The following is a 22,912-nucleotide window of genomic DNA, read 5'->3' as shown; positions in this document are numbered from 1 at the left end:
TAGATATGGGGACTAGTGTTCCGTCTGGAGGCCGCGAGGCCGACTGCCCATGATGTTTTCCCGTGCCGAAAAAACACCCATCGCCGAATGGTGGTGGTCGATCGATCGCGAACTGCTTGGGGCGCTGATCCTGTTGCTGACCTGCGGCATGGTGCTGAGCTTTGCCGCCAGTCCGCCAGTGGCCGAGCGCATCGGGCTTTCCCCTTGGTTCTTCATCATTCGCCACGCCATGTTTTGTGGCCTGGCGCTGCCCGTGCTGGTCGCAACCTCCTTGTTGAGCCACCGGCAGGCGCGGGTTGGCGCTCTCATTGCGCTGGGTGTCAGCGTTGTCCTGCTCTGGGCGACCCTGAAGCTGGGCACGGAAGTGAAGGGCGCGCGGCGTTGGATCACCCTGGCGGGTCAATCCATTCAGCCATCCGAATTCGTCAAGCCGGCCTTTGCCGTGCTGGGTGCCTGGTTGTTCTCGGAATCGATGATCCACCGCAATGTGCCGGGCAAGATCCTTGCCACCGTGATCATGCTGGTGATCGTTTGTGGCCTCTTGCTGCAGCCCGATATCGGGCAGACCGCGCTGGTACTGGCGACCTGGGCCGTGCTGCTGTTCCTGTCCGGCATTTCCTGGTTCATCATCTTTGGCCTGGCCGGTGTAGCAGCCGTGCTGCTGTTCGGCGCCTATATGTTCTTCCCGCACTTTTCGCGCCGCATCGATACCTTCCTCAACCCCGATGGTGGTGGCAATACCTACCAGATCGACCGCGCCCTCCAGTCCTTGCTGGAAGGCGGCTGGTTCGGGCGGGGCCCGGGCGAATCCATTGCCAAAAAGCTCATCCCTGACGCCCATGCCGACTATGTGTTCTCCGCCGCCGCCGGTGAGTTCGGCATTCTCTTCTGCATGGTTTTGGTGGGATTGATCGGCTTTATCGTTATCCGCGCCATGCTCGGGGCGCAGCGCCAGAGCAGCCTGTTCGCCCGCCTTGCTGCCTCGACGCTCGCAATCCAGTTCGCCATGCAGTCGGGCATCAACCTCGCCGTGAACCTCAACCTCGTTCCACCCAAGGGCATGACCTTGCCCTTCGTGTCCTATGGCGGCACCTCCATGATCGCGATTGCCTTTGGCATGGGGCTGATGCTCGCCTTCACCCGCACCAAGCCCGAAGAACGCCTGGCCACCGGGCTTCCCAGTTACAAAAGCGCATTGGTGCCCGCAGAATGAAAAAGTTTATGTTGATGGCCGGCGGCACGGGCGGGCACCTGTTTCCCGCCATGGCCCTGGCCCAGGAACTGCGCCGTCGTGGTCACGTCATCGAGTTGATGACCGACCATCGGGTGGAAAGCTATGGCAGCGAATTTCCGGCGCGCGAAATCCACATCGTGCCCTCCGCCACGCCCTCGACGCGCAACCCGGTGAAGTTTGCAGCGGCCGCGGTCAAGCTGAGCGGCGGCGTTGCCGTTGCCCTGCGCAAGCTGCGGCGCAGCCGACCTGATGCCGTTATTGGCTTTGGCGGCTATCCCACCTTCCCACCATTCGTCGCAGCAAGCCTCCTGGGCATTCCCGGCATCCTGCATGAGCAGAATGCCGTAATGGGTCGCGCCAACCGCGCGCTGGTGCGTTTCGCCGATCTGCTTGCCCTGAGCTTTGCCAGCACCAAATATGCCGAGGCGCTGCAGATCGAAACCGTGCTCACCGGCAATCCGGTGCGTGATCGGGTGCGCGCCGTTGCCGATCGCCCCTATGCGGCGCCCGATGCCGAGGGGCCGTTGCACCTCGTTGTGTTCGGCGGCAGCCAGGGCGCCAAGGCGCTGTCCGACATCGTCCCCGCCGCCATTGCCGAGTTGCCCGAAGCCCTGCGCCAGCGCCTGCAGGTGCTGCAGCAGTGCCGCGCCGAAGACCTCGACCGGGTGGCCGAAATTTACCGCAAGGCTCGAGTCAATGTTGAACTGGCGGCCTTTTTCGGCGACCTGCCGGAGCGCATCGCCGCCTCCCATCTGGTGATCGCCCGCTCGGGTGCATCGACGGTGGCGGAACTCTGCGTCCTCGGGCGCCCCGCAATCCTTGTGCCGCTGCCCGGCTCGATCGATGCCGATCAGAAAAACAACGCCCTTACCGTCGAAGCGGCCGGGGGCGGCTGGGTGGCCGAGCAGGCCACGCTCTCACCGCAATCGCTTGCGACACGCCTTGCCACCTTGTTGACCGACCCTCCGGCTCTTGCCACCGCAGCGGCCCGGGCCAAGGGGCTGGGCGCGCCCCATGCTGTGGAAAAACTCGCTGACCTCGCCGAAATGCTGGCGGGCAAAGACTTTCAAGAACTGGAACATACCCCATGAAAATGCCGCGCAATATCGGGCCGGTCCACTTTGTCGGCATCGGCGGCATCGGCATGAGTGGCATCGCCGAAATCCTGCACAATCAAGGCTATGTGGTGCAGGGCTCGGATGCCGCCGCCAATCCCAATGTGCAGCGCCTGCGCGACATGGGCATCCGCATCGAGGTCGGCCAGCGCGCCGAAAATCTCGGTGAAGCGGCTGTTGTCGTCGTCTCCTCGGCCATCAAGAAGGACAACCCCGAGCTGGTTGCCGCTCGCGCCCGCGCGCTGCCGGTAGTTCGGCGCGCCGAGATGCTGGCCGAGATCATGCGCTTCAAGAACGCCATCGCCATCGGCGGCACCCATGGCAAGACCACGACCACCACCCTGGTCGCGACGCTGCTCGATGCCGGCGACCTTGATCCCACCGTTATCAATGGCGGCATCATCAATGCGTATGGCACGAATGCCCGGCTGGGCGCGGGCGAATGGATGGTCGTGGAGGCCGACGAGAGCGACGGCACCTTCGTCAAGCTGCCGGCCGACGTCGTCGTCGTCACCAATATCGATCCCGAACATCTCGACCATTACCGCGACTTCGAAGGCGTCAAGCGCGCCTTCCACAACTTCGTCGAGAACGTCCCTTTTTATGGCTTTGCGGTGATGTGCCTCGATCACCCCGAAGTGCAGGCGCTGGTCGGCGAGATCCGCGATCGCCGCGTCATCACCTATGGCACCAATCCGCAGGCCGATGTGCGCCTCGTGGACCTGGAAACCGTGGACGGCGTCAGCAAGTTCTCCGTCGAGATCCGCGACCGCATCCGCCTGACCCAGTTGCGCATTGATGGGCTCGAACTGCCCATGCCGGGCGAACATAACGCCCTCAACGCTACCGCCGCCATCGCTGTGGCCGACCAGCTGCATGTTCCGGCCGAAGCCATCCGCAAGGGCCTCAAGGGCTTTTCGGGGGTCAAGCGCCGCTTTACCAAGACCGGCGTCGTCGGCGGCGTCACCGTGATCGATGATTACGGCCACCATCCCGTCGAGATCGCCTCGGTGCTGCGCGCGGCCCGCCAATCCACCAAGCGCGACGTTATCGCCGTGGTCCAACCGCATCGCTATTCGCGCCTGCAGGACCTGTTCGACGACTTCTCTGCCTGCTTCAACGACGCCGACACGGTGATTGTCGCTCCGGTCTACGCCGCCGGCGAGCAGCCTATCCCAGGCGTTACGCACGACGAGCTGGTCAACCGTATCCGCGCCCGCGGCCACCGCGATGCTCGCGTGATCGACCGCGCCGAAGCCCTTGCGCCGCTGCTCGCCAGCCGGGTGGCCAAGGGCGACTATGTGGTGTGTTTGGGCGCCGGCAACATTACGCAATGGGCCGCCGCGCTGCCGGCGGAACTCGGCGCGCTTATGGGGGAGGATCCCCAGTGAGCCACCCCGTCGCGTTCGCTGTTCCTGGAGCAATTTGATGGCCAAGCATATTGCCGTCCTTATGGGCGGCCTGTCCAATGAGCGTCCCGTATCCCTGAGCTCCGGCAAGGGCTGTGCCGAAGCCCTGCGCCGCGTCGGCTACCAGGTGACCGAGGTCGATGTCGGCTATGACGTCGCCGAACAGCTCCGCGAGATCGCGCCCGATGTCGCCTTCAATGCCCTGCATGGCCGCTACGGGGAGGATGGCACCATCCAGGGGGTGCTCGAATTCCTGCGCATTCCCTATACCCATTCGGGCGTTTTGGCTTCGGCCTTGGCCATGGACAAGCACCAGACCAAGATCATGCTCAAGGCCGCCGGCGTGCCGGTGACCGACCATGTGGTGGCGAGCCGCGCCGAAGTGGGCCGCGCCCATGTCATGCCCGCGCCCTATGTGGTCAAGCCCGTCGCCGATGGTTCGAGCTTTGGCATCCTGATCGTCAAGGCTGACCAGTCCCATCCGCCCCAGGAGATACTGGGCGAAGACTGGAAGGGCGGCGAAGAGCTGATGGTCGAGCGCTATATCCCTGGGCGCGAGCTGACCTGTGCCGTGATGGGCGATGTAGCCCTTGGCGTCACCGAGATCGTCACCGATCTGGCCTTCTACAACTACGAGGCGAAATACTCCGCCGGCGGATCACATCATGTGCTGCCGGCGCAAATTTCACCGAAAATTTACGACAAAGTGCAGAAGATGAGCCTGCTTGCCCATGCGGCGTTGGGGTGTCGCGGGATTACCCGAAGCGACTTCCGCTTCAACGACGCGGCAGGCGAAGATGGTGAATTGGTCTGCCTTGAAATCAACACCCAGCCGGGAATGACCCCCACTTCGCTGGCGCCCGAACAAGCGGCTCACGCCGGGCATTCCTTCGAAGAACTGGTCACCTGGTTGGTGGAGGACGCGAGTTGCAACAGGTAAAAAGCGAGGCGTTTTTCGCCGGAGCGCGGGTGGTCAATCCGCGCCAGCTGCCTGTTCGCATGCGACCGCCCCGGCGCAAGCTGGCCAATATTGTAGGCCGCGCCTGGGTGCTGCACCGCCACGCCCTCGTGCGGGCCGCCAGCGCTATGGCGCTGCTCGCCATTGGGCTGGGTGTGTGGCAGGTCCGCGAGCCGATCGGGCTGGGGATGGCCACCCTTGGCGAGCTGGCGCAAGGGCAGGCTGCCGCTGCCGGCTTTGCCATTGGTGAAATCTCGATCACGGGCCAAGCCCTGACGCGCGAGCAGGACGTCTTCGATGCCCTTGGCGTGCAGCCCTACACCTCGACCGTCGCCTTTGACGTCGAAGCGGCCCGCCTGCGCATTGCCGAGCTGCCTTCGGTAGAAGCCGTCAGTGTCCGCAAGGGCCTGCCTGGTGACATCGTCGTCACCATCACTGAAAAGGTACCGGTGGCGCGTTGGCGCGTGGATGGCGTGACCTTTGTGGTGGATGCCCAGGGCGACCAGATCGGCGAAGATGCTGGTGCTTATGGCGATCTGCCCCTCGTCGTGGGCGATGGCGCGGCGGATGATGCCCTCGTGATGATCCGGGCCTTGCAGCAATATCCGGTGCTGCAGGAGGGTCTGGTGGCCCTGTCGCGCATCGCCGACCGCCGCTGGGACATGATCTACGAAACCGGCTTGCGCGTGCAATTGCCCGAGCTTGGCGTCGCCCAGGCGCTGCGCAAGCTCGATATGTATCAAACTGAATACCAGCTCCTCGACCGCGACGTCACCGTGATCGATTTGCGCGTGGATAGCCTCGTGGCAGTCCGGCCGGCCGAGATCGAAGAAGAAAAAGAAACCAAGAAACCATGATGACCGATGCCATGACTTCGCGGCTTCGTCCCCTTCAGCCCGGGCGCACCACGCTTGTGGCGGTGCTCGACATCGGCTCCACCAAGATTTGTTGCGTGATTGCGCGTTTGTCGCCCCGGCCGGAAGGCAAGTCGCTCAAGGGCCGCTCGCACAAGGCCGAGGTCATCGGCTTTGGGTATGGCCCGTCCTCGGGCGTCAAGAGCGGGGTCGTCACCGATATTGAGAAGGCCGAGCAGGCCATTCGCTCTGTGGTGGGCATGGCCGAGCGCGCCGCCGGGCTGACGCTGGAGTCGGTGCTCGTCAATGTCACTGCCGGCCGGCTCGGCTCGGAAACCTTCTCCGCAGCCGTCTCGCTTGATGGCCAGGAAGTCGAAAAGGCCGATCTGCAACGCGTGTTGCGCGCCGTTAACGAGCGCAGCGTTCGCCCCGAGCGCTCCATCATCCATGCCTTGCCCATCGGCTATTCGCTCGATGGCCAAAAGGGCATCCAGGATCCCAAGGGCATGGTCGGCGACAAGCTCGGCGTCGACGTGGCGGTGGTGAGCTCGGAAACCCTTGCCATGCGCAATCTCGAACTGGTGCTGCATCGCTGCCATCTGCAGATCGAAGCGTTGGTCGCCACGCCCTATGCCTCGGGTCTGGCGACCCTGGTTGATGATGAAGCCCAGCTCGGTGTGGCCTGCCTGGATTTCGGCGGCGCGACGACGACCGTTTCGGTCTTCAACGAAGGCCATCTTTGCTATGCCGACGCGATCGCGATTGGCGGGCATCATCTGACTCTGGATATTGCGCGCCAGCTCTCGGTCAGCGTTGCCGATGCCGAGCGCCTGAAGACGCTTTATGGCTCGGTGCTGCCCGGCCAGGCCGATGAACGCGACATGATTCCCATCCAACCGGTGGGCGCGACTCACGATGAGGCGCCGGGGCAGGTGGCTCGTTCCGTGCTGACCCGGATCATGCGTCCGAGAATCGAAGAAATCCTGACGGCCATCCGCGATCGCATGCAAGCCACGGGCATGATGGATATGTGCGGGCGGCGTTTCGTGATGACTGGCGGCGCCAGCGAAATGACGGGCCTGCCCGAAGTCGCGCGACGCGTGCTCGCACGCAATGTGCGCAATGGCCGGCCGATGGGAATCGCGGGGCTGCCGGAGATGGCCAAGGGCGCAGCCTTCGCGACCGTTGCCGGCATGCTGATTTACCCGCAGGTGTGCTCGCATGAATATGCCGAGCCGCGCGGCGCCAGCAAGCTGACCGGCACCGATGGTTACCTGGCGCGGGTCGGGCACTGGCTGAAGGCCAGCTTTTAGCGTGGTTGGCCGGGCAGCCTCCGCTGCCCGGCGACTCAATTTATCCCCGGTGCCAAAAGCTCGGTTATTGTTGCCCCATCTTCATGCGCAACTGCGCGGTCGCGACGAACGGTCGGCATGAGGAGGCCGGATGGCATGGGGGTCGCTCCATGTCCTGTGGTTTAAAGGATGATCTGTGACCCGATTTGAGCCCCCGGGTTTGTCTTTCGGCACGGGCTTAAGCCGAGGACGGTCCTTTCCATAGAGTCTCCGGGATAGCATGGGGCAAGGCTTGCTTCACCTATACCCTTTCGCCGGACGACCGGCACCGAGGCGATCCTTGCCCCATGTCGCAGCCGCTGACCTCCGGTCGAGCGGAGATTCGGCACGTTTCAGCCGCCCTGGCGCCGTTTACCATCTCGTTTTCGTGAAGCTGAAAGCCGGCCTGAAACGCCGCATGTCCCCTGGTCTCCAGAGAGCGGGGAAGTGTTGCATTTTGCATGAGGGTTAACGGCAATGGGACAGTTGTTAGGTGCCCGTTAACGATTTGGGAGGTAAATCTTTACCAACCAAGCCACTATGGGGCCCCTAATGACCATCAACCTCACGATCCCAGATATTCAGGAACTTAAGCCCCGCATCACCGTATTCGGATGTGGTGGCGCCGGCGGCAACGCCGTTAACAACATGATCGAGTCTGGGCTCGATGGCGTCGACTTCGTCGTTGCCAACACCGACGCACAGGCTCTCGCCCTCAGCAAGGCACAGCGCATCATCCAGTTGGGTGTCGGCGTTACCGAAGGCTTGGGTGCCGGCTCGCACCCGGAAGTCGGTCGCGCCGCAGCCGAAGAAAGCTGGGACGAGATCAACGATCACCTCTCGGGCTCGCACATGGTGTTTATCACCGCGGGCATGGGCGGCGGTACCGGCACCGGTGCGGCACCGGTTGTGGCTCGGGCCGCTCGTGAGCAGGGCATCCTGACGGTTGGCGTGGTCACCAAGCCGTTCTCGTTCGAAGGCAATCGTCGCGCTCGTCTGGCTGAAGACGGCATCGATGAGCTGCACCGCCATGTCGACACCCTGATCGTTATCCCCAACCAGAACCTGTTCCGGGTTGCCAACGAAAAGACCACCTTCGCCGACGCCTTCGCGATGGCAGATCAGGTGCTGTTCTCGGGCGTCGCCTGCATCACCGATCTGATGGTCAAGGAAGGCCTCATCAACCTCGACTTCGCCGACGTTCGCGCCGTGATGCGCGGCATGGGCAAGGCGATGATGGGTACCGGCGAAGCATCGGGCGAAGACCGTGCGCGTCACGCTGCCGAAGCTGCCATTGCCAATCCGCTGCTGGACGATGTGTCCATGCAGGGTGCACGTGGCCTGCTGATCTCGATCACCGGCGGCCCTGACCTGACCCTTTACGAAGTGGACGAGGCTGCCAGCCGCATCCGCGAGGAAGTCGACTCGGATGCCAACATCATCCTGGGTGCAACCTATGATCCCGATCTGACCGGCACGATCCGCGTCTCCGTCGTGGCGACCGGCACCGATGCAACCATGGTGCAGGCGCTTGAGCCCGCAAAGCCCCATGCTTCGCGCACGCCGCTTTCGGTAAAGCGTCATGTTCCCGTCGAGCCGACCCGTATTGCCGCCGAGCGTAGCGCCCAGGGCGTTGTTCAGCAGCAGATCGAGCATCAGGTCGAAGCTGCGGTGGCCGAGGCTATCTCCCATGAAGCGCCAGCCCCCGCTTATAGCGGCCATGACGATGATGGTGTGATGGTGGAGCCCTATATCCCTTCGGCCCAGGCCATCGACGAGATGGACGAGCCCGCAATGCCTGAAGAATCGCCGGTGCCGAGCGTTTATGTGCCTTCGCACGCCGCTCGCCCCGAAGGTCAGCGCCGGATGCCCCGCACTGAGGAGCTTCCAATTGTTGCGCGCCGGTCACAGGAGCCGCAGGAAAGGCAGGACGCCGAACCCCGCAATGCCCGTGCCTTGTTCAAGCGTTTGGCCTCCAATGTGGGCCTGAGCCTGGGTCAAACCGCTGAAGGCGGACGCGACGAAGCGGTCTATTCCGGAGCCGATGATGCCGCTGCTCGCAGCGCGATTGAGGCAGGCGGCCCAAGGGCTTCGCGGGTTCCGGCTGCTGCTGAAGGTGCGCGCGGCGCTCTTGATCCGCATGGTCGCCAGCCCGCTCCTGCGCCTCAGAAAGAGCATCTTGAGATCCCCGCTTTCCTGCGCAAGCACGGTTAACGGTTCCTTGTAGCGAGCATCCAACATCACTCGGTGCGGCTTCCGCACCGAGTTTTTTTTGGCTAACAGTTTCCGCGTACCCCGCTGGGGTGGAGTGATCCCGAGTATGAATAAACTGTCCACGCGCCAGCGCACCCTGTCATCCACCCTGTCCTTTGCTGGATATGGTGTTCACGGGGCACAGCCCGTTACGCTTACCCTGGGCCCCGCGCCCGTCGATAGCGGGTTCCTGATTTGCCGCGAAATGAGCGACGGAAGGGTGACCAAGCCCGTTCCGGTGCATTTCTCACGCATTACCCGCACCACGCTTTGCACCACGCTCGATCTGGGCGACAGCGTCAGCGTCGCCACCATCGAGCATGTGACCTCGGCTCTGTCGGGCATGGGCGTCGACAATGCCTTGATCACTCTGGACGGCCCGGAATGCCCCATTCTTGATGGCAGTGCATTCCCGTTCGCCCAGGCGATTCTGGAAGCAGGGCTCGAAATCCAGCCGGCCCAGCGCAAGTTCCTCAAGGTCATGCGCGCCGTTACCGTGCGCAACAACGACTCCTTTGCCGCGCTCGAGCCCTATAACGGCCGCGCCCTCGATCTCGAGATTGATTTCGACAGCAAGGTCATCGGCCGCCAGCGCATGATCTTCGACTGGACGCCACGCCGGTACTACGACGACGTTTCGCGTGCCCGTACCTTCGGTTTCGTTCGCGACGCCAAGATCCTGCGCCAGGCCGGCTACGCCATGGGCTCGAGTCTCGACAATTCCATCACCGTCCATGAGGACAAGATCCTCAATCCCGGCGGCTTGCGCTACGAGGACGAATTCGTCCGTCACAAGCTGCTCGATGCCATCGGCGACCTGTCACTCGGTGGCTTGCCGATCTGGGGCCGGTTCCGCTCCTATAAGGGTGGCCATGCCTTGAACGCCCATGTTCTGGCTGGGCTATTTTCGAGCGAAGCCAACTATGAAATAGTGGGCGCCGAGGCATTGCCGCTCGAGTTCGAGGCGTTTGACGATCAACCTGATGGTCTGGCTGTCAATCATTACCTGCGTTCGGTGCGTTAATTCTTCGTGGCCGGCACGGCCACAGTTTTGATCCATTTTCTATCTACGCCGCAGCAGCGGTACGTGTAAGGACGGGACAGTTCGTGACAGTTGTTGCTTTTGGTGGTCGCGCTAGCCGGACAGTCCGGTTGCTTTCAGTTGGCGTCATGGTCGTGGCGCTTACGGGCTGCTCGGGCATGAACCTGTTCGGGCCCCCTAAGGCCAAGGAAGAGCCGATCATCCCGGCGGAGTCGCTGTATCAGCAGGCTCTCGATAATATGGACGCGCAGCGCTACAACACGGCTGTGACCCAGCTTGAGCGCCTGGAGCGCCAGCACCCCAATTCGCCCTTGGCGGAAAAGGGCAAGCTGATGCAGGTCTATGCGCATTACCGCATCGGCAAGTTCGCTGAAGCGATCCTCGCCGCCGACCGCTTCCTTGCCCTTTATCCGAACGGCAAGGACGTTCCTTACGTGCTCTATCTCAAGGGCAACTCCTATTACGGGCAGATCAAGGACATCACTCGCGACCAGCAATTGTCGCGCGATGCCATCGACACCTATAATCTGCTGATCGCCAACTATCCCAAGTCGCCTTACGCCGAAGACGCCAAGGAAAAGCTGCTGGTCGGTTATGACCAACTCGCTGGCAAGGAAATGTCGGTTGGCCGCTATTATCTCGGCAACGGCCAGTACACGGCCGCGATCAATCGCTTCCGGGTGGTTGTGGAAGAACACCAGACCTCGACCCATATCGAGGAAGCGCTTTATCGCCTGACCGAGGCCTATCTCCTGCTCGGTCTCGTCAATGAGGCAAAAACCGCAGCGGCTGTGCTTGGACACAACTATCCCTCCAGCACCTGGTACCAGGAAGCCTTCAAAAAACTGGGCCAGCAGGGTCTAGCTCCTGCCATGGGAAGCGGCAGCTGGATGAGTTCGCTGCGCAAGTAACTAACTAAAGTGTTGCTTGTTTGTTCCGGGGCGCGCTAGTTTGCTGGCGTGCCCCGATTATTTGCCGGCCATGCCGCGCAGCGGTGCCGGTCTGGGTGGAGCTTGGGATTTCCGGGAATGCTGAACGCGCTTTCGGTTCGCAACATTGTCCTTATCGATCAGCTTGATCTGGCGCTGGGCGCCGGCATGACGGTTCTTACCGGCGAGACCGGCGCCGGCAAGTCGATCCTGCTTGATGCGCTTACGCTTGCTCTCGGTGGGCGAGGGGACGCTTCGCTGGTGCGCCGCGGCAGCGAGAACGGTCAGGTTGTCGCCGTCCTGCAACTTGCGGCCGATCACCCCGCTCGTGCGGCGCTGCGCGACAATGCCATTCCCGACGACGAAGATGTGATCCTGCGGCGGGTGCAATATGCCGATGGCCGCACCCGAGCCTTTATCAATGATCAGCCGGTGTCGGCTGCGCTCCTGCAACGCGTTGGCTCGCAGATCGTGGAAATCCATGGCCAGCACGATGACCGCGCTCTGGTGGATGTCGCAACCCACCGCGCGGCGCTCGACGCCTTTGGGGAATTGGACACCCAAGCGGCTCTGGTCCGGGACGCCTGGCAGGAACTCGCCGATGCACAAGCTGCGGTCAAGGAGCAGAAAGCCTTGGTTGCGGCGGCGTTGGCAGAGGAGGACTTCGCCCGTCACACTGTCGAAGAGCTCTCCAAGCTCGCACCGCAGGTCGGCGAGGAAGAAGAGTTGTCCGAGCGCCGGCAACATCTGCAGCAGCTTGAGCGTTCGGCCGCCGAGGTCGGGGAAATTGACGAGTTGATCAACGGACCCATGGCTCCGGCGCCAGCCCTTGCCGGGCTGATGCGCCGCTTACTCCGCAAGATCGACGGTGGGGCAGACCTGTTCCAGCCCATTGTTGATGCGCTCGACAACTCGTTAATTGCGCTTGATCGTACCGCCGATGCGCTTGAAGAGCTCAAGCGTGAGATGGCGTTTGATCCGGCCGAGTTGGAGGGCGTGGAAGAGCGCTTGTTTGCCCTGCGCGCTGCAGCACGAAAGCACCAGACCAGCTGCGATGACCTGCCAGCCGTGCTGGCGCGGTTCTCCGCTGACCTGGAGACCCTGCAAAGTGGGGAAAGCCGACTGGCCTCCCTTGAAGCCGCGGCGGCGCAGGCTGAAGCGCTCTACCGCAGCCATGCCAAGGCTCTCAGTGCTAGTCGGGCCGAGGCTGCCGGGGCACTGGGCGCGGCCGTGGGCGCCGAGTTGCCGGATTTGAAGCTGGGTTCGGCACGCTTCATCGTCGATCACCAGATCGATGAAAGCCGGCTCATGGCGTCTGGCTACGACCAGATCGCCTTTCATGTGCAAACCAATCCGGGCACCATGCCCGGGCCGCTGCTCAAGGTTGCCTCAGGGGGCGAGCTCAGCCGCTTCCTTCTGGCGCTCAAAGTGGTGCTGGCCGATCGTGGTTCGGCGCCGGTGCTGATCTTTGACGAAATCGACACCGGCGTCGGCGGCGCGGTGGCAGACGCCATTGGGCGGCGCTTGGCGCGCCTGGCCAACAAGGTGCAGGTCCTGGCCGTGACCCACGCTCCCCAGGTTGCCGCCCGTGCTCAACGGCATCTTCTGATCGAGAAGCAGGCGGTAGAAGAGGGCGCCTTTGTCCGCACGCATGTCAAACCGCTGGATACTCCGGCGCGACGCGAGGAAGTAGCGCGCATGCTCGCCGGCGCCAAGGTTACCGAGGAAGCCAGGGCCGCTGCCAGCAAGCTTTTGAGCGAAGTGCACTGACGGATCTGGAAGCGCGGAGCATTGGCAGCAGCGGATTTCCCGCTGCTGCAGGGCTACAATCTAAGCCGCTTCGCCGCCGCTCTTGTTCAGCCGTACGATCAGCACATCGCGGGCCGGCACGGTAATTGTCCCCGCACCATCCGCAGCGTTGTATGATGACCAGTAAGGCTCACCCAGGGAGGCGATTTGCTGGTCCACCATGACTTCCGCCTTTTGCGCCTCGCGCGTCGGATTGATCACCCAAAGCACAGCTCCTTCCGGTCCTTCATGCAGGCGGGCATGCAGTTGGGGGTTTGAAAGGGTGACGCGCGGTTTATTGCCGGTCCAGGCGAGCACATCAGCAAAGTAAGCCAGGTTTTCCGCGTTGCTGGTGCGGAAATATGCAATGCCGGGATGGGTGCCGACCAGCAATGTCCGGCCCTCACCAAAGCTGTTCTCCACCACCGCGGTGCGGCCGTCCGTGAAACCGCCCCGCGCAGTGCCCGTGGTCGGAGCATAGGACTGCAGGAACCCGCCGCCGCCAACCGGCTTGCCACTGAAATCGAAGCGAATGCGATCCCCGATATCAGGCATGAACTCGACCTCGCTTTCGCGGGCGCCGAACACGCCGTCGAGCCCATTATTCGGCTGCACCGTCCCCACCTTGCCGCGATCGCCGAAATAGCCCGGCGTTGCTTCCGAAATCAGGGTTCCGCCGGCTTTCACCCAAGCTGCCAAGGCCTGCGCATGCTCACCAGTCAACATGATCGGGTAGGGGGCATAGATGGTGTCGTAATCGTCAATGTGATCGATATGGACCCAGTCGGCCTGGATGCCATTGTCGAAAAAGCCGCGATAGGCACCCCACATCGCCTCACGATAAGTCTCGGGCTTGTGGTTGTGGTTGAGCAGGTAGTCCCATGCCTGTGCCTCCGGAATCACCAGCAGCGCGATGTCGCCCTTGACCGGCTTGGCCGCGAACAGCGACTTCTGTTCGGGTGCGTTGGCCCATTTACCGATCTCGCTCGCCATGTCCGAGCGCGGCGTGCGCGAGCCATCCATGCCATAGGAGCCAAAGGCACCAAACAGGGGCCCGTCCAGCAGCGGGCGGTAGCGCAGGTTGAGCACGCCGGTAGCACCAGCAGCAAAGGACGTCATGGTGAGGGTGCGGATATCCTCGGGATCCATCACCCGGCCATCTTCCTTATCCCGGCCGAGCACCTGCGGCTGCAGCCACAACGGACCGCCGGGCCGCTCGGCATGCCACCAGGGCTTGCCGCGGGCGGCCGCCCGGGTAATGTCTGGCCCGAAGAAATTCTGCCAGGGCGCAAAGCCGCGCCGGCTGGGCACCCAGGTCAGGCCATAAAGCTCGACCTTGGACGCGGCGAGCCAGTCATCCGAGCCATTGGCGGCCATGTTGGGGATCGCGCCGCCCACGCCATGGGCGGCAATCAGGCAGTCCGGATCGATCCCGCGGATGGTGTCGATCTTGAACTGCATCTGGTCGTAGTAGTTCTCGCGCTTGAAGGCGAGCCAGTCGAGATTTTCGGGATAAGCGGCCACCTCGTGGGGCGGTTCGATATCGTCCCACTCGGCGTAGGAATAACGATACCAGGCATTGGCGAGCGTATCGAGGTTGCCATATTTCGCCTGCAGCCAGAGGCGGAAATCGGCCTTCATGAACTCGGAATAATCGACATCTGCGGCATAGTTGACCTCGTTCCACACGTCATAGCCGAGCAGACCGGGATGGCCCTTGTAGCGTTTGGCGAGGGCGGAAAGGAAATGGCCGACGGCTTCCTTGACCTCGGGCGCGTTCATGCTCAAGGCACCGGCGCCACCGCCATTATTAGAAAAGCCGCCGGTGGCGGCGCTCACCCCCATATTAGAAGTCATCGGCCGACCATCCGCCCGCAACTGACGGGCGTGGGCGAATTGACGATAGGCCCAGTCCGGCACCGTATGGGTCAGCTCGGCGATGATGGTCTTGATCCCGTTCTTGGCGGCAAGGTCCATCTGCCGGTCATAATCCTCCCAGTCATAAAAGCCGGGGCGCCGCTCGATGGCGGACCACATGAACCAGTGACGGAACACATTCATGCCGTCCTTGGCAGCAACGGCATAATCGCGCTCCCAGTCCTCGCGCGGCGGGTTGGACTTGCGGAAATACACGGCTCCGAATGGCGTCTGCGGCAGCTTGTCGAGTGGCATGGCTTGGTTCCTGGGCATGAAGGTTCGTTCAGCGGCACCTCGGCGCCGCTGCTGGCAAGCTTGTGCTGGTGCGCGGGTCTAGTTGCCGCCGCCCGCCAGCGCCTCAAGGGTGCGGATCAGGGCGGAATGGTCCTTGTCGCCGTCACCTCTGGCGACAGCCGCATTCATCAGTTGCTGGGTGGCTGCGGCGTTGGGCAGGGCAAGGTCAAGGGCGCGCGCCGCATCCACCGCCAGCGCCAGATCCTTGCGGTGCAGCCGGATGCGGAAGCCCGGATCGAAGGTCTGCTTGATCATGCGTTCGCCATGCAGCTCAAGCACGCGGGACGCGGCAAAGCCGCCCATCAGCGCCTCGCGCACCTTGGCGGGATCGGCGCCGGCTTTCTGGGCAAACAGCAAGGCCTCGGCGACTGCCTGGATGTTGAGCCCGACAATGATCTGGTTGGCGACCTTGGCGGTCTGCCCATCACCGACACCACCGACGAGCGTGATGTTTTTGCCCATGGTCTGGAACAGCGGCAGGGCGCGCTCGAACACCGCCTCCTTGCCACCCACCATGATGGTGAGAGCGGCGTTCTTGGCGCCCACTTCGCCGCCCGAAACCGGTGCATCCAGATAATCAGCGCCGAGAGCCTCAATGCGGCTGGCGAAGTCCTTGGTGGCAATGGGCGAGATGGAGCTCATGTCGATCACGAGCTTGCCGGGGGCAAGGCCGGCGGCCACGCCCTCGGGTCCAAACAGCACCGCTTCGACATCGGGCGTGTCGGGCAGCATCAGGATGACGATGTCGGAGGCCTCAGCCACAGCCTGCGCGCTCGACAGCGCCTTGCCGCCCTGCTCGACCAAGGCTTGGGACACTTCCTTGACCCGGTGCAAGGCGACCTGGTGCCCGGCAGCGATCAGATGGCCAGCCATGGGGCGCCCCATGACGCCGAGGCCGATGAAACCGATATTCATGTTGCGCTCCTTAGAGATAGGGTTTCATCCAGCCGAGCCCGGCGCTGGTGCCGGCCTTGGGCTTGTACTCGCAGCCTACCCAGCCGGTGTAGCCGAGCCGATCGAGTTCGCTGAGGACGAAGGGATAGTTGATCTCGCCGGTGCCCGGCTCGTTGCGGCCGGGATTGTCGGCGATCTGCACATGGGCGATGCGTTCGCGCAGCCGGGCATAGGTGGGCACGAGATCCCCCTGCATCACTTGGGTGTGGTAGACGTCGAACTGGATGAAGAGGTTGTCGGACCCCACCGCATCAAGGATGCGCTCGGCATGGTGGGTCGTCGAGACATGGAAGCCCGGAATGTCGCGCAGATTGATCGGCTCGAGCAGCAGCTTGATGCCGGCATCGGCGAGGCGCGGCGCGGCATAGCGCAAATTGTCGATCAGGACCGCATCGCGCTCGTCCACGCTGCTTCCCGCGGGGGCAATGCCGGCAAGGCAGTTCACCTTGGTGCAGCCAAGGGCCTGTGCATAGGCGACTGCCGTCGTCACCCCGCTCCGGAAGTCCTCGACCCGGTCGGGCAGGCAGCCAATGCCGCGCTCGCCAGCGTCCCAGTCTCCGGGGGGCAGGTTGAACAGCGCCTGCTCAAGACCATTGTCCTTCAGGCGCCCGGCGACCTCATCGGCGCCAAAGGCATAGGGGGCAACATATTCGACGGCGCTGAACCCATCGGCCGCCGCCGCGGCAAAGCGCTCAAGGAATGGCTGGTCGGCATAGAGGAAGGAGAGATTGGCGGAGAATTTGGGCAAGGCGGTTTTCCTTCAGGCCACATAGCGGGTGCGGTGCAGCATCCGTTTGTTGCGGGGATCGGGGTTGGGAACAGCCGAAATCAGGCTCTGGGTGTAGGGGTGTTGCGGCTGGGTGCAGATCTGCTCGGCGGTGCCGACCTCCACCAGCTTGCCCAGGCGCATCACCGCAACCCGGTCGCAGAAATAGCGGACCACGGAGATGTCGTGGGAGATGAAGATGAAGCTCAGGCCCAGCTTTTGCTGGATGTCCAGCAGCAGATCGAGAATCTGCGCGCGGATCGACACGTCGAGCGCCGCCGTGGCTTCGTCAGCGATGATGATCTTGGGGTCGAGAGCAAGGGCGCGGGCGATGCCGATGCGCTGGCGCTGGCCGCCGGAGAACGCGTGGGGATAGCGCTCCATCGCCATGGGATCGAGCCCCACCAGCGTCAGCAATTCGGCGACGCGCGCTTCGATCGCCGCGCCGCGCATCTTGCCCGACACATAAAGCGGATCGCCGATGATCTCCTTGACCGTCATGCGCGGGTTCAGAGACGCGAATGGGTCCTGGAACACCAGCCGCACGTCGCGATGGAAGGCCCTGAGGCCCTGCTTGCTCAGCCCGGTGACGTCCATTGGCGCGCCGGCACCGTGATAGGTGACCGTGCCGGCAGATGGCTCGACCGTGCGCAGGATCAAGCGGCCAAGCGTGGTCTTGCCCGAGCCGCTCTCGCCCACAATGCCGAGGTTCTCGCCTGGATAAAGATCGAGGCTCACATCATCGACGGCTTTGAGCGCATGGCTGTTGCCACCGAACCACGCGCTCGAGGCACCATAAACCTTGGACAGGTTGCGCACGCTAAGGACCGGCTGGCGCGCCTGCGTGCTGGTCTCGGCACGGGCCGCAGTGCGCTGGTTCTGCTCGAGCTTCACCGTCGAGTTGAGCAGGCGCACCGTATAGGGATGGCGGGCATCATGGAAAATGTCCTCGGCGCTGCCCGCCTCGACAATACGGCCGTAGCGCATCACCGCAACGGCGTCGGCCACCTCGGCCACCACACCCATGTCGTGGGTGATCAGCAACATCGCCATGCCACGGCTCACCTGGAGACGCTTGATGAGGTCGAGGATCTCCGCCTGCGTCGTGACATCGAGTGCGGTGGTGGGCTCGTCGGCGATCAGGATGTCTGGATCAGCCGCCAGCGCCATGGCGATCATGGCGCGCTGGCGCATGCCGCCGGAGAATTCGAAGGTATAGCGGTCGACCATCTTGTCGGGATTGGGGATCTCGACCTGCCGCAGGAGCTCGATGGTTTCGGCACGCGCCTGCTTCTTGTCCATGCGTCGATGCAGGCGCAGGGCTTCGATGATCTGGCTGCCGATCGTGTGCACTGGCGAGAGCGAGCTCATCGGCTCCTGAAAGATAAGCCCAATGCGTCCGCCGCGGATTTGCAGCAGCTTGGGATCGCGGTCCGAGAGCGCTGCGATGTCGATCTCTTCGCCCTGGCTGCCCAGGAGGATGCGGCCGCCGGTAATGGCCCCGTTGCGATCAAGGATACGAAGCAGGGCACGGGCGGTCACCGATTTGCCCGAGCCGCTTTCACCGACAAGGCACAGGGTCTCGCCGCGCCGCAGCACAAAGCTGACATCCCGCACCGCATGCAGGATCTCGGTGCGGAGCCGGAAATCGAGGCTGAGATGCTCGACACTGAGGACAATCGGCGCCTCATCGCCTGCTGGCTGCGTGCCGGTAGAGAGGGGATGGACAGTCATGGCTCAGCTTTCATAGGGGTCGGCCGCGTCGCGCAGACCATCGCCAAGGAAGTTGTAGGCCAGCACGGTCAGAACCACAGCGCCTGCCGGCCAGATCAGCAGCCAGGGCGCGCCCGCAATGGTGCGCACATTCTGCGCGTCCTGCAGCAGCACCCCCCAGGACACGACCGGTGCCTTGAGCCCAATGCCGAGAAAGCTCAGCGCCGTTTCAGCAACGATCATCGTGGGCAGGGCGAGGGTCACGACCGCGAGGATGTGGCTCGTCAGCGAGGGCATGATGTGCCGGAAGATCAGCCGGCGTTCGCTTGAGCCATCCAGACGGGCGGCGGTAACGAAATCCTCGCCGCGCAGGGCAAAGAAGCGGCCCCGCACTTCCCGCGCCAGTCCGGTCCAGCCGAACAGCGAGACGATAAGGGTGATGAGGAAATACACCGTCAGGGGTGACCAGCTCAGCGGAATGGCCGCGGCAAGGCCCAGCCAGAGCGGGATGGTGGGCATGGAGGAGATCACCTCGATCACGCGCTGGATCAGGAGATCAACCAGGCCGCCGTAGAACCCAGAGATCGCACCGAGCGTCACGCCGAGACAGAGGCTAATGGCGACGCCGATCAGGCCGATGGACATGGACACCCTGGTGCCATGGATCAGCCGGCTCAGCAGGTCGCGGCCGAGCTTATCGGTGCCAAGCAGATACATGGTATCGGTCGACTTGAGCGGCCCGAGCAGATGTACGTCGGAAGGGAACAGGCCCCAGAGCTTATAGGGCGCGCCCTTCACGAAGAAACCAACCGGAACCACAGCGTTCTCATCGATTACGTAGCTACGGCGCAGCGATGCCTGATCCACACTCATAGTGTAGCCAGTGACGTGCAGTTGGAAGTGTTGGCTACCATCCTGCTCGGTCACGAAAAGCCTTAGTTCCTGGGGCGGCGCATTGGTGAATTGCGGGCGGGCCGCGTCGGGCAGGGTGGGTGCCAGGAACTCGGCAAAGATGCCGATGAGATAGAGCATGAGGATGATCACGCCGGCGACGAGCGCGACCTTGTTGCGCGAGAACTTGGCCCACATCAGCCGCCATGGACCCGCGACCGCAGTTTCGATCGGCTTGCCGACCTGCAGGGAAGAGACGGCAGGGCCGGTTTCGGGCGTTCCCTCGATGAAAGTGTGCGCAAGCATCAGTTGAACCTGATCCGTGGGTCAAGAAGGGCGAGCAGGATGTCGGAGATCAGCATGCCAAAGAGCGTCAGCACGCCCATCAGCAGGATAAAGCTGCCGGCCAGATACATGTCCTGGCTGATCAGGGCCCGCAGCAGCAGCGGGCCGGCCGTGGGCAGGTTGAGGACAATGGCGGTGATGGTGACGCCAGAAACAAGCTCGGGCAGGACCCAGCCGATCGCCGAAACGAAGGGGTTCAGCGCGATCCGGACCGGATACTTCAACACGGCCTTGTATTCGGGCAGGCCCTTGGCCTTGGCCGTCACCACATAGGGCTTGTTCAACTCGTCGGTGAGATTGGCACGCAGGATGCGGATCAGCGCTGCAGTGCCGCTGGTGCCGATGACGATGATCGGGATCCAGAGGTGAGCGAGGAGATCGACGAACTTGCCCCAGCTCCAGGGCGCCTCGACATATTCGGGCGAGAACAGTCCGCCCACACTCTGGCCCAAGACCTTGTAGCTGAAATACATCAGCGCCAGCGCCATGATGAAGTTGGGCACGGCGAGGCCGATAAAGCCGAGAAAGGTGAACGCATAGTCGCCCACCGAGTGGCGGCGCATCGCCGAATAAATGCCGATCGGCAGGGACACAGCCCAGACAAAGAGCAGGGCGGCGATCGAAATGGCCAGCGTCGAGCCCATCCGCTCCCAAATCAGGTCGGCGACGGGGCGGTTCCATTCAAAGGAATAGCCAAAATCGCCGCGGAAGATGATGCCGCTGATCCACTTCCAGTACTGCAGCCAGATCGGGTCATCGAAACCATAGGCGCGGCGCATGGCTTCGAGCTGCGCGGGATCGACGTTCTGGCCGCTCTCGGCCATGGTCGCCAGCATGGAGGTGAGATAATCCCCCGGCGGCAGCTGGATAATCATGAAGGCGATGAGCGACATGCCGAACAATGTCGGGATCATGTAGATCAGCCGCTTGATTACATAGTTCAACATGGCGCCGCCCCCTCTAGCTCCAGGTCAGGTGGACAACTTCGAGTGTCTCGATGCTGGGCACAACGACATTAAGCCGTCCGTCCACAGGGCTGGTCTCCAAGCGCTGGCCGGCGACCAGCAAGTCGACTTTGCCCACAGTCTTGCCAGCTGGCACCGCGATGGAGACCGTGATCTCGCCGGTTGGATAGACTTCGCGGATCGGGCCCTTCATCATCATGGGGTTGGAGATGTTGTTGAGCACGACAGCCATGCCGGCTTCGTTCTCGCGCACTGCGAGGTCGAGCACCGCGCGGCCGCCGATCTCGACGTCAGGGCGTTTGCCCAGAGCCCAGCGTACGGCATTGCCGATAAGGCGGGAGTGGTCGGCCGCGAGAACCTCCCACAGAATGGCGCCGATATTCCACGGGATGTAGACGGTGCGACCGCCGCCGGCATGCTCGCGGGTCACCACCGCCGCGCCCTTGGGCTCTTCGCGCGGGTAGACCTCTTCCATGGGAAGGTCAGGGAAGTCGGGGACGTAAAGGAAGGGCTGGCTGGTGTCGGGCGCCGCATCTACGGCTAGAAGCCTGGTGCCGCCAATAATACGGTTGGCGCCCTCAAAGCCGTCGGAGATCGGGTGTTCGCCGTTGATGGCGACATAGGTGTTTTTGACCGGTCCGCGGGCCGCCCCGGTCATGGTCACACCCAGCAGCTGGCCCAGACCAATGGCGTTGCGGAGCTTGTTGTCCGGCGTGCGGGTGGAACTTTCGTGCGCCGCGACGATGCTGCCGCCACGGGCGACATAAGCCTCCAGCGCCGCGATCTGCTCGTCGGAAAGGCAGGTGGCATTGGCGAGGATCAGGACTTTGAACTTGTCCAATGCCTCCGGGGTCATCGCCTGGTCTGAAACCATCTCGAATGGAATGCGCGCTTCCACCAGAGCCAGATAAAAGCCGAGATCGTCAGCTTCTGCTGCCCTGCGGGTGTCGAGGCCATGGTGGCGCAGGGTCGTAGCGGGGTCGAGGATTGCGATCTCGGCGGTTGGCGTCATCTGCGATAGGACCGGCTCGAGATCGGCATGCAGGTTGAAGCTATCGACCACCGGCTCGACCCAACGGGTGTCCGGCACCACGCCATTGAACTTGGTGAACCAGGGCAGGAGGCCCTGAGTCGTGCCGTCATCCACCCAGGCCTGGATCTCGGCGCCGGTGGTGACGGAGTCCTTCCAGCGATATTCCTCTTCCGGACCGATGGAGGTGATCAGAATGGCAGGGCGGTCGCGGAAGGTCGCGCGCATGCGCTTGCCGTTGCGCCCGCTCATCCACACGGGTTCGGTCCCCCGGCGGCCCTGATCGTCGACGCACAGGAAGGGGCAGTATTTCTCGATGATCTCGAGGTCGAACTCGGTCAACGATACCGAGCCCATATTGGGGATGAAGCTGGTATGCGGCTTGATGGCCTTCATCACCTCGTCCCATTCCACCACCAGGCGGCTCAGCACGCCACGGCGCCAGGCGGTCCAGGCTAGCCAGGCGGGGTTCTCGAGCTTCTGATCGAGGGGCAGTTCGTGTCCGGTTGCTTCGCGGAAATTGCTCTTGCAGGCATTGCAGTAGCAGACGCCATGGCCCTGCCAGCGATTGGCGAAGATGGCGTCGATATCGTAGTTGGACGTCAGCTCGCGTAGCACTTCGGGCATGAACTTGAAGTTGTAGTCTGAATAGGCGCAGGTCACCCAAACTTCCGGGAACGCCCAGTGGCGACGCTTGTTGCCGTCCTTATCCACGGCAATCCATTCCGGATGGGCGTCGGCGGCATCCTGGTGGATGGCGTGCGGATCGACGCGCGCCATGACGTGCATCCCGAGCTTGCGGGCGCCGGCGACCAGCTCACCGAACGGATCGCTATCGCCAATGAACTTGGACACGTAATGCAGCGGCACCTTGGAGGGATAATAGGCGATATAGCCGCCCGCGCTCAGGCAGGTGGCGTTGGAGCGCGTGCGCTTGAACACGTCCACCCAGAAGGCCGGGTCGTATTTGATGGGGTCGTCTTCGGCCAGGGTGAGCTGCGTCCAGCGGGTCGCTGACTTGTACCAGTCATGAGTGCGGAGGTGGTCGGTTGTCTGCGACTTGCTGTCGAGCATGGGATGTCCCTGGGCATGGGTTCGCTATCGCCGGCCCGGTAGGGGCGGCG

General features: G+C 63.0%; 17 protein-coding genes. 10 read left to right on the top strand and 7 right to left on the bottom strand.

Going from position 1 to position 22,912, the window contains the following annotated elements; genetic code table 11:
• Positions 1 to 52: 52 nt before the first annotated feature.
• The 10 genes from HRU92_RS08365 (at position 53) to recN (ending at position 12,895) form a co-directional block, all read left to right on the top strand.
• Positions 53 to 1,213, top strand: a complete 1,161-nt coding sequence (locus HRU92_RS08365; protein WP_172125050.1) for a putative peptidoglycan glycosyltransferase FtsW — start codon at positions 53 to 55, stop codon at positions 1,211 to 1,213.
• Positions 1,210 to 2,325 (top strand): undecaprenyldiphospho-muramoylpentapeptide beta-N-acetylglucosaminyltransferase, encoded by a 1,116-nt coding sequence (gene murG / locus HRU92_RS08360; protein ID WP_172123665.1) that lies wholly within the window; start codon positions 1,210 to 1,212, stop codon positions 2,323 to 2,325. Before HRU92_RS08365 ends, murG begins: the two co-directional genes overlap by 4 nt.
• Complete coding sequence (gene murC, locus HRU92_RS08355) at positions 2,322 to 3,740, top strand: UDP-N-acetylmuramate--L-alanine ligase (RefSeq protein ID WP_172123664.1); 1,419 nt, start codon at positions 2,322 to 2,324, stop codon at positions 3,738 to 3,740. Before murG ends, murC begins: the two co-directional genes overlap by 4 nt.
• Positions 3,741 to 3,774: 34 nt before the next feature.
• Positions 3,775 to 4,698, top strand: coding sequence for a D-alanine--D-alanine ligase (locus HRU92_RS08350; RefSeq protein WP_172123663.1), 924 nt, complete (start codon positions 3,775 to 3,777; stop codon positions 4,696 to 4,698).
• Complete coding sequence (locus HRU92_RS08345) at positions 4,686 to 5,573, top strand: cell division protein FtsQ/DivIB (protein ID WP_172123662.1); 888 nt, start codon at positions 4,686 to 4,688, stop codon at positions 5,571 to 5,573. Before HRU92_RS08350 ends, HRU92_RS08345 begins: the two co-directional genes overlap by 13 nt.
• Positions 5,570 to 6,883: a cell division protein FtsA gene (ftsA, locus tag HRU92_RS08340; RefSeq protein ID WP_127753563.1), complete on the top strand. Its 1,314-nt coding sequence runs from the start codon at positions 5,570 to 5,572 to the stop codon at positions 6,881 to 6,883. The genes HRU92_RS08345 and ftsA overlap by 4 nt, the downstream gene beginning before the upstream one ends.
• Positions 6,884 to 7,453: 570 nt before the next feature.
• On the top strand, positions 7,454 to 9,115 hold the full coding sequence (gene ftsZ / locus HRU92_RS08335; protein ID WP_127753562.1) for a cell division protein FtsZ: 1,662 nt from the start codon (positions 7,454 to 7,456) through the stop codon (positions 9,113 to 9,115).
• Between the two features lie 106 nt (positions 9,116 to 9,221).
• A complete protein-coding gene (gene lpxC, locus HRU92_RS08330) occupies positions 9,222 to 10,178 on the top strand; it encodes a UDP-3-O-acyl-N-acetylglucosamine deacetylase (RefSeq protein WP_127753561.1) in 957 nt (318 codons plus the stop codon).
• Positions 10,179 to 10,261: 83 nt separating this feature from the next.
• Positions 10,262 to 11,107 (top strand): outer membrane protein assembly factor BamD, encoded by an 846-nt coding sequence (locus HRU92_RS08325; RefSeq protein ID WP_127753560.1) that lies wholly within the window; start codon positions 10,262 to 10,264, stop codon positions 11,105 to 11,107.
• A 117-nt stretch (positions 11,108 to 11,224) separates the two neighbouring features.
• Positions 11,225 to 12,895, top strand: a complete 1,671-nt coding sequence (gene recN / locus HRU92_RS08320; protein WP_172123661.1) for a DNA repair protein RecN — start codon at positions 11,225 to 11,227, stop codon at positions 12,893 to 12,895.
• A gap of 60 nt (positions 12,896 to 12,955) precedes the next feature.
• Here the strand turns inward: recN and HRU92_RS08315 are convergent, their stop codons facing one another.
• From HRU92_RS08315 to HRU92_RS08285, 7 genes are all read right to left on the bottom strand, one after another.
• Complete coding sequence (locus tag HRU92_RS08315) at positions 12,956 to 15,085, bottom strand: beta-galactosidase (RefSeq protein ID WP_172123660.1); 2,130 nt, start codon at positions 15,083 to 15,085, stop codon at positions 12,956 to 12,958.
• Positions 15,086 to 15,163: 78 nt separating this feature from the next.
• Positions 15,164 to 16,039, bottom strand: coding sequence for a 2-hydroxy-3-oxopropionate reductase (locus HRU92_RS08310; RefSeq protein ID WP_172123659.1), 876 nt, complete (start codon positions 16,037 to 16,039; stop codon positions 15,164 to 15,166).
• A gap of 10 nt (positions 16,040 to 16,049) precedes the next feature.
• Positions 16,050 to 16,826, bottom strand: a complete 777-nt coding sequence (gene otnI / locus HRU92_RS08305; protein ID WP_172123658.1) for a 2-oxo-tetronate isomerase — start codon at positions 16,824 to 16,826, stop codon at positions 16,050 to 16,052.
• A gap of 12 nt (positions 16,827 to 16,838) precedes the next feature.
• Entirely contained in the window at positions 16,839 to 18,578 is a 1,740-nt protein-coding gene (locus HRU92_RS08300) for an ABC transporter ATP-binding protein (RefSeq protein ID WP_173088019.1), read from the bottom strand.
• 3 nt (positions 18,579 to 18,581) lie between these two features.
• Complete coding sequence (locus HRU92_RS08295) at positions 18,582 to 19,754, bottom strand: ABC transporter permease (RefSeq protein WP_172123656.1); 1,173 nt, start codon at positions 19,752 to 19,754, stop codon at positions 18,582 to 18,584.
• Positions 19,754 to 20,740, bottom strand: a complete 987-nt coding sequence (locus tag HRU92_RS08290) for an ABC transporter permease (RefSeq protein WP_173088017.1) — start codon at positions 20,738 to 20,740, stop codon at positions 19,754 to 19,756. Before HRU92_RS08290 ends, HRU92_RS08295 begins: the two co-directional genes overlap by 1 nt.
• Positions 20,741 to 20,753: 13 nt before the next feature.
• The gene (locus tag HRU92_RS08285) at positions 20,754 to 22,862 is read right to left on the bottom strand and encodes an alpha-amylase family protein (RefSeq protein WP_173088015.1); all 2,109 of its coding nucleotides are present in this window, start codon (positions 22,860 to 22,862) and stop codon (positions 20,754 to 20,756) included.
• Positions 22,863 to 22,912 lie beyond the last annotated feature (50 nt).

The sequence above is a fragment of the Devosia sp. 1635 genome (assembly GCF_013185955.1).
Taxonomy (GTDB): domain Bacteria; phylum Pseudomonadota; class Alphaproteobacteria; order Rhizobiales; family Devosiaceae; genus Devosia.
Note: the sequence above shows the minus strand (reverse complement) of the source record. Positions and strands in the feature narration are given on the sequence as shown.

Bases quoted from the DNA above. Each gene is read 5' to 3' on its own strand.
- HRU92_RS08365 (WP_172125050.1), top strand. From the start codon at position 53: ATGTTTTCCCGTGCCGAAAAAACACCCATCGCCGAATGGTGGTGGTCG.
- murG (WP_172123665.1), top strand. From the start codon at position 1,210: ATGAAAAAGTTTATGTTGATGGCCGGCGGCACGGGCGGGCACCTGTTT.
- murC (WP_172123664.1), top strand. From the start codon at position 2,322: ATGAAAATGCCGCGCAATATCGGGCCGGTCCACTTTGTCGGCATCGGC.
- ftsA (WP_127753563.1), top strand. From the start codon at position 5,570: ATGATGACCGATGCCATGACTTCGCGGCTTCGTCCCCTTCAGCCCGGG.
- ftsZ (WP_127753562.1), top strand. From the start codon at position 7,454: ATGACCATCAACCTCACGATCCCAGATATTCAGGAACTTAAGCCCCGC.
- lpxC (WP_127753561.1), top strand. From the start codon at position 9,222: ATGAATAAACTGTCCACGCGCCAGCGCACCCTGTCATCCACCCTGTCC.
- recN (WP_172123661.1), top strand. From the start codon at position 11,225: ATGCTGAACGCGCTTTCGGTTCGCAACATTGTCCTTATCGATCAGCTT.
- HRU92_RS08315 (WP_172123660.1), bottom strand. From the start codon at position 15,085: ATGCCACTCGACAAGCTGCCGCAGACGCCATTCGGAGCCGTGTATTTC.
- HRU92_RS08310 (WP_172123659.1), bottom strand. From the start codon at position 16,039: ATGAATATCGGTTTCATCGGCCTCGGCGTCATGGGGCGCCCCATGGCT.
- HRU92_RS08300 (WP_173088019.1), bottom strand. From the start codon at position 18,578: ATGACTGTCCATCCCCTCTCTACCGGCACGCAGCCAGCAGGCGATGAG.
- HRU92_RS08295 (WP_172123656.1), bottom strand. From the start codon at position 19,754: ATGCTTGCGCACACTTTCATCGAGGGAACGCCCGAAACCGGCCCTGCC.
- HRU92_RS08290 (WP_173088017.1), bottom strand. From the start codon at position 20,740: ATGTTGAACTATGTAATCAAGCGGCTGATCTACATGATCCCGACATTG.
- HRU92_RS08285 (WP_173088015.1), bottom strand. From the start codon at position 22,862: ATGCTCGACAGCAAGTCGCAGACAACCGACCACCTCCGCACTCATGAC.